Genomic DNA, 7,478 nt, shown 5'->3' with positions numbered 1-7,478 from the left:
GCAGGGCGCGGTGCCCTCGACCTCCTCGGTGATCTCCGTGCGTCCGCGTTTTCCCCCGACCCCGACCCCGACCCCGACCCTGACCGGGGTGCAGCGTGCGCCTTACCGCCGCACCACGCTCCGCACCCCGTCGGAGAACACCACCTCCGTTGCCCGGCCACCCGTGGCCACCTCGGCACCGGGGCGCCGCACGAAGCCCATCAGTTCGCCGGTTGACGCGTCACGAACCATGGCCATGCGATAGCTCGCGTTATCCCAGCGCACGCGCACCCGGCGCGCCGTACGATCGAGCGTCGCCACCGGATCGCCGCCACTGACGGCCGCCGCCGCCCGCGGCACCACGGCCCGCTGCAGCGCCGTTCGCAGCGGCAGGCGCGCATCACGCACCCGCACCGCCGCCAGCCGCTCCTCCAGCGATGCCGACCACGGCAGCACCACCGCGAAGTGCCGCTGTTCATGGCCGGGCTCCACATGGTCCACCACCGAGCTCTCGAACGGCAGGCTGCCCAACACGGCGCCCCCGTCGTCGAGCAGCTCCACCTGGTGCGAGGCATTGCGCGCGGCGGGGGTGATGGGCGCCTGCACACGGAACGCCGGTTCCAGCTCGATGCGTCCGTCGATCACCCGTCCCCACACCAGCAGGCCGTCCCCCTTCACCGCCGCCTGCGCCGGTGCCGCGAACCCGGCGGTACCGCGGTGGTTCATCACGGCAGTCCAGTTGTAATCGCTGATCCAGTTGGTGCTGCAGTAGCTCATGATGTCGGTGGCCGTGTTGGACACGATGGTATTCGTGGAGGGGTTCCACCCGAATCCGCCAATGACACCGCCCGCGTACGGGTAGTTCGGGTCGCCACTCGTGCCGCACGGCGCGTGATTGCGGGAGAAATTGTGCCCCCATTCGTGCGCCGCCACGTTGTCGCCGCTGGGCAGGTAATCCCAGCCAATGGCCGCCCGCCCCGGCACGTAGCCGTAGCCCGCCACGCCACTCGTGTAGCGCACGCGCACGACCCCGTAGTAGTACGTGCTTGCCGGCGCCCCGTCGGTGGTGCGCAGCGCGTTCATCTCGCTCAGCACCGTGAGCCAGCGTCCGTTGGCGTCATTGCTCTGCAGCGTATCCGCGCTGCTCGTGAACGGCGCGCGCACCTCGCTCACGACCTCCTGCAGGGGGAACAGGCGGCGCGTGGTGACGAGGAAGCTTTCCCGGTTGGCCGTGGTGACCCGGCCGGTATCGTTCCCGGTGATCACCGGAATGAAGCGTACCGAAAAGGTGGGGACCGTGTTCACCGTGATCGGCCGCGGCTCCCCTGTGGCCGGCCACACGTTGTCGTTGCGGTTGGCATCGGGAATGGCCTGCGCAGGATCGAGATCGACGAGCACGCGCAGACCGGGACGCACGCTGGTGCCCGGCACCGGCAGGTTCCACGTGGACGCGAGGGTCCCCTCGGCAATGGTGGTGCGTACGGCCGATTCCGGGGCCGTGAGCGTGGTGGTGCTCACCAGCGTGGGGCCGTCGTAGAGGCGCACGCGCACATCGGGGCGCGCACTGTTGGCCGCAGTGGCGGTGACGAAGACCCGCAGCAGAGCATTGCGGTTGGCCACCAGCGCGACCGAGTTGTCGAGCTTCTGGATGGCCTGGGTGAGGTACACCGCGCTGATGGTGTAGTTGGTGCCCGCGCCGCCCGCGCTGTAGGCAAAGGACGCGGTGGCCGTGCCGCCGGTGGCCACGGTTACCGTGCTGCTGGCAGGTGAGGGCGTGAACGTGGTGCCGGCGTTGCTCACCGTGGCCGCGCTCACCGTCCAGCTTCCCGGGGCGAGGCCGCTTACGGTGCCGGCGCCATTCTGCGTGCGCGGGCCCCCCGGTCCGGAGAGGGTGAACACCGGCGTGCTGCCGGCGGGGAGGCCGCTGGCCGCAATCGCGATGCTGCCGCCCGGCAGCGCGTAGGACACCGTGGCACCGGCCGCCACGGCGGTGGCGGTGACGGTGACGCTCTGGGTGGCCGGCGTGGGCGTGTAGCTTGCGGCGCCCGCGCTCACCGGTGCCGCCGTGACCGTGTACACGCCGGGGGGGAGCAGACCCAACGTGGTGGTTGCCGTGAGGGTGCGCGTGAAGCCGTTGGGCCCGCTCACGGTGACGTTGGCATTGGTGCCGGTTGGCAGCCCCAGTACCGCCACGGCAAGGGCGCCGGTGGTGCGTGTGTAGGTCACGCCCAGGACCAGCGTGTCGCCGGCCAGTACGGTGGTGTCGCGCGAGGCTGGCGTCGGCGTGAAAACGGCGATTCCAATGGTCACAATCGATGCAGTTTGGCGCCAGCGTCCGGGCATTGCAGGGAGAATGCGCCTGGTACTGGTGGCCGAGTAGGCTTCTCCGGACGGATCGATCAGTTGGATGGCGGCGGCGATGCCCGCGGGCAGGCCGCTCACCGGCACGTCCACCACGGTGGGCACGAGCACCCAGTTCATGGTCGCGGTCGCGGGGGCGGCCCCTGCCGCCACATCAATGTTGACACTGCCCAGCGGCACGCCGAAGGCCCCGGCGGCGCCGCGCACGGCGCGGGGGGTGAGGGTGTAGCGACCGGGCTCGAGTCCGCGCACCGTGTCGGAGGCGGTGAGGGTACGGGCAAAGCCTCCTGGCCCGGTCACCCGCACATCTCCGGCAAGGCCCGCCGGCAACCCCACGAAGGAGACGGCGAGGGTGCCCGACGCCAGGGCATACGACACCGTGGCGGTGGCCGTGCCACCGGTGACAATGGCCAGCGGCTGTGAAGCCGGCGTGGGGGCCCAGCGATCACCACCGGCCAGGATGGGGACGGAGGTGATGGTGTAGCTGCCGGCAGGCAGGGAATCCACGGTGGCCGTGCCGGCGACGCTGCGGTCCACGCCGTTGCCGACCAGGCGAATGGCGGCCGCGGCGCCCTCGGGCAATCCCGTTACCTGGAGCGCCAGGCGCCCCACCTGGGCGGCGTACACCACCGGGGCCGGCGCGGCCGTGAGCGACGCCACGACGTCCACCGCAAGCGTATCCGCTGCCGGCCGGAAGGTGAGGCCCTGATTCCCCACCGGCGCGCTGACCACCCGGTAGCGCCCGGGTTCGAGTCCAATGAGAGTGGTCGTGGCGGTGAGGGTGCGCAGGGTGCTGTCGCTGCCAGGCCCCAGCACGCGTACCGCCGCCGCCACGCCGGCGGGCAGCCCGGTCACTGCCACCGCGAGGCTGCCGGTGGCCACGGTGTAGCCAATGGCCACACGGGCGGTATCGCCGAAGCTCACGGTGCTGTCGAAGGTGACTCGGGCGGGGGCGAATCGCGCCCCCTCGGCCAACACCGGCGCCGCGGCCACCTGCCAGCGTTCCGCCTCCGTGGGGACATCCGTGCGTTGGGTCGCGGCGAACGTGGTGCCCTGCGGGGCGGCGGTTGGGGTGCCACCGGGCGCGGTCACCGTGATGGCGGCCGCCGTGGTGCCCGGGAGTCCGGTCACGGTCAGTGCGAGCAGTGACGGCGCGGGACGATAAACCGCCGCCAGCGACACCGGCACGGCCGACGGGACCGTGAGTTCGAAGCTGTCCGGGGCCCCGCTCCAGCGTCCCAGGGGGGTGCGCACCGGGCGCACGGTCACCATGTAGCGCCCGGCGGGGACATCGCTCCAGCTGGTCCCGGCGCTGGCGCTGCGCGAGAACGAGGCGCCGGGGAGTGGGCCCACCATCTGCACGTCGGCCGCCGCTCCGGCGGGGAGGCCGCTGCTGGCGATGTTCACGATCCCCGGGGCCACCGGGGCCGGGGAGATCGGGGGCGGTGACGTTGGCGGGGCAGCGGTATCGCTCGAACCGCTGCATCCCGCCAGCAGGTAGGCCGCAAGAAGGGTGGCGCCGTGGCGCCGAAGCAGATTGCGCATTGTTCGTCTGAGCCGGGGTCCGATCTCAGACGACCCGGGTGCGCCGACGCCACGCGCCCGGCCTGCGGTGTGACAACCGGAACCAGCTTCCGGCCCAAGGCGCCCACACTGAACTGACCGGTGGAGAACATGAGAAAAGGGGAAAAGGAGGCATGCTCCCTTTCCCCTTTTCTCGTGTTCTCCCCGCATCAGTTCACGGTGCTATCCGCCGCCGTGAACAGCGAGGGCGAACTAGAACAGCATCATCATGGGCGCTTCCAGCAGCTGCCGCAGGGTCTGCAGGAACTTCGCCCCCACGGCGCCGTCGATGATGCGGTGATCGCAGCTCATGGTGACACGCATCTTCTGCCGCGGCACGAACTGGCCGTTCTCCCACACCGGCTTGGTTTCGGTGGCGCCCACCGCGAGGATGGCGGCCTCGGGCGGGTTGATGATGGCGGTGAACTGGTCGATGCCGAACATCCCCAGGTTGGACACACTGAAGGTGCCGCCGCTGTACTCGGCCGGGGTGAGCTTGCGCTCGCGCGCCTTCTTGGCGAGATCGCGCGCTTCCTTGCCGATGGTCCCCAGCCCCTTGCGGTGCGCGTCGCGAATGACGGGCACGATGAGTCCGTCGTCCGTCGCGACCGCCATGCCCACGTGCGCCGCGCTGAAGTAGCGGATGCTGTCGCCCATCCAGTGCGCGTTGACTTCCGGATGGCGCGTGAGGGCAATGGCGACCGCCTTGATGACGATGTCGTTCACCGAGACCTTGAACTGGTCGCCCGCCGCCGTCATCTGCTCGCGCAGCGTGCCCACGTTCGTCATGTCGATCTCCGACGTGAGGAAGAACGTGGGGATGGGGCCGATGCTCTCGCCGAGACGGCGCGCGATCGTCTTGCGCATCTGCGTCAGCGCGACGTCCTTGAACTCGCCGTCGATCTGCAGCGCCGTCTGTACGGCGCTCGGAGCCGCGGAGATGCTGGGGCGCGGAGCGGCCGCGACGCCTGCCGGTGCCACGGCCGGTGCTGCCGTGGCTGCCGCTTCGATGTCGCGCTTGATGACGCGGCCGCCGGGGCCGGTACCGCTGATGGCTTGGAGATTGAGCCCCTTCTCGGCCGCGATGCGCCGCGCCAGGGGCGAGCTGCGCACCGGGCCACCGGGCACTGGAGCGGGCGTGTGCTCCGCGGTGCCGGCGGGCGGATGCGCGTGCTCCATTGCTTCCACCGGCGGTGCCGGCATGGCGCTGGCGGGCACGGCCTTGGGCTGTTCCGACGGCGCCTCCGTGGGCGCCACGGCGGGGGGGCCACCGGCCAGCGCCGAGATGTCCTCGTCGGCGGCGGCAATGACCCCGATCGTCACGCCCACCGGACTCGTGGCGCCCTCCTCGATGAGGCGCGCGCGCAGGATGCCGTCGCCGCGCGCGACGAGTTCCATGATCGCCTTGTCGGTCTCCACCTCGGCCAGCGTCTCGCCGTTCTTCACGGCGTCGCCGACGTTCTTCACCCACTTCACGAGACGCCCCTCTTCCATGGTGGGAGAGAGCGCCTCCATCATCACTTTGGTCGCCATATGGTCGCCTGTAGGGTGAACGATCAGTCGAGGTAGAGTACCTGTTTCACCGCCGCGATCGTCTTGGGCACGTCGGGCTTGGCGGCCTTCTCGAGACTCTTGGTGTAGGGCATGGGCGCATCGGCCTGGTGCACGCGCAGCACCGGCGCATCGAGATGATCGAAGCAGTAGCGCTGCACGTAATCGACCACCTGCGCGCCCACGCCGCACAGCTCCCATCCTTCCTCGACGACCACGGCGCGGTTCGTCTTGCGCACCGATTCGGCAATGGCATCCACGTCCATGGGGCGAATGGTGCGCAGATCCACCACATCGCAGCGGATCCCTTCCTTGGCCAGCTGATCGGCGGCCTGCATGGCCACGAGCACCATCTTGCCGTGCGTGATGAGCGTGCAGTGCTCGCCTTCGCGCTTGAGGTCGGCCTTGCCCAGCGGAATGACGTACTCCTCGTCGGGCACCTCCCCCTTCGTGTTGTACAGCATCTCGCCTTCGAGGAAACACACCGGGTTGTCGTCGCGGATGGCCGCCTTGAGCAGCCCCTTCGCATCGTACGGCGTGCCGGGCGCCACCACCTTGAGCCCCGGGATGTGCGCCAGCCACGACTCGAACGCCTGCGAGTGCTGCGCCGCCAGCTGCAGTGCGGCGCCGTTGGGCCCGCGGAACACCATGGGCATGGGGAACTGGCCGCCCGACATGTACAGCATCTTCGCGGCGACGTTGACCACCTGGTCGATGGCGAGCAGGGCGAAGTTCCACGTCATGAATTCGATGATGGGGCGCAGGCCGCACATGGCGGCGCCCACGCCCACCCCGGCGAAGCCGAGTTCGGTGATGGGCGTGTCCACCACGCGCATCTCGCCGAATTCCTGCAGCAGTCCCTTGGACACCTTGTAGGCACCCTGGTACACGGCGACTTCCTCGCCCATGAGGAAGACGCGGTCGTCACGGTGCATCTCTTCGCGCAACGCCTGATTGAGGGCGTCGCGATACGTGATTACGGGCATGGTCGTGGCGCTCTCAGCTCGTGGTTTCGACGAGGATGTCTTCCATGAGCGCCTCGAGCGGCAACTCCGGGCTCGCTTCCGCGAAGTCGATGCTGTCCTGGACGAGCGTCTTGATCTCGTCGTCCATGGCGGCGACGTCGGCCGCCGAGATCTCGCCGGCGTCTTCCATGCGCTGGCGGTGCAGGGCAATGGGATCGCGCTTGAGGTACTGCTCGAGCTCTTCCTTGGTGCGGTAGGTGCCGCTCACCGCGTCGGACATGGAGTGCCCCATGAAGCGGTAGGTGCGCACTTCGAGCAGTGTGGGCATGCTTTCCTTGCGCGCCCGATCGATGGCGTCGGCGGCGGCCTTGCGCACGGCGAGCACATCCTGTCCGTCCACCACGTCCCGCGGCATGTCGTAGGACGCGCCGCGCTTGTAGATGTCGTGAATCGAGGACGCGCGCTCGAGCGCCGTGCCCATGCCGTAGCGGTTGTTCTCGATGATGAAGATGCAGGGCAGCTTCCAGAGCGCCGCCATGTTGAGCGCCTCGTGGAAGGCCCCCGTGTTCACCACCGACTCGCCCATGAAGCAGGCAATGACCTGATCGCCGCCGCGATAACGGATGGCGAAGCCCACGCCGCTGGCAATGGGGACATGGCCGCCCACGATGCCGTGACCGCCAAGGAACCCCAGCTGCCGGTCGAACATGTGCATCGAGCCGCCCTTGCCCTTCGCACATCCGTCCTGCCGCCCGAAGAGCTCCGACATGACGGCCCGCGGCGTCATGCCGCGCGCCAGCGCCTGCCCGTGATCGCGGTAGGTGGTGATGATGTAGTCGTCGGGGCGGAGCAGGGAAATGAACCCGGTGGAGACCGCTTCCTGTCCGATGTACAGATGGCAGAAGCCACCGATCCGGCCGATCGCGTACATCTCGGCACATCGTTCCTCGAAGCGGCGCTGCAGGAGCATGCTGTAGAGCAGCTCCTTGTGCAGCGCGGCGGTGCTGTCCGTCTTCACGGTCACCTGGGTGTCGGATTTCTTCTTGGGAGGCATCTCAA

3 protein-coding genes and 1 pseudogene are annotated in these 7,478 nt (G+C 69.3%); all 4 read right to left on the bottom strand.

Translation table 11 applies throughout. The annotated features are described in order from the left end of the window. Window positions 1–102: 102 nt before the first annotated feature. Complete coding sequence (locus tag LW840_RS13370; protein WP_291277142.1) at window positions 103–3,885, bottom strand: hypothetical protein; 3,783 nt, start codon at window positions 3,883–3,885, stop codon at window positions 103–105. 231 nt (window positions 3,886–4,116) lie between these two features. Further along, the gene (locus LW840_RS13365; RefSeq protein WP_291262152.1) at window positions 4,117–5,436 is read right to left on the bottom strand and encodes a pyruvate dehydrogenase complex dihydrolipoamide acetyltransferase; all 1,320 of its coding nucleotides are present in this window, start codon (window positions 5,434–5,436) and stop codon (window positions 4,117–4,119) included. Between the two features lie 23 nt (window positions 5,437–5,459). After that, window positions 5,460–6,485 (bottom strand): annotated as a pseudogene (locus tag LW840_RS13360) (pyruvate dehydrogenase complex E1 component subunit beta); the annotation flags it as partial. Further along, window positions 6,454–7,473, bottom strand: coding sequence for a pyruvate dehydrogenase (acetyl-transferring) E1 component subunit alpha (gene pdhA, locus LW840_RS13355; RefSeq protein ID WP_291267673.1), 1,020 nt, complete (start codon window positions 7,471–7,473; stop codon window positions 6,454–6,456). The gene pdhA and the pseudogene LW840_RS13360, both read right to left, overlap by 32 nt. Window positions 7,474–7,478: the final 5 nt, after the last annotated feature.

This window comes from Gemmatimonas sp., from assembly GCF_021298855.1.
Lineage (GTDB): Bacteria > Gemmatimonadota > Gemmatimonadetes > Gemmatimonadales > Gemmatimonadaceae > Gemmatimonas.
This window is presented reverse-complemented; position numbering and strand designations above follow the sequence as displayed.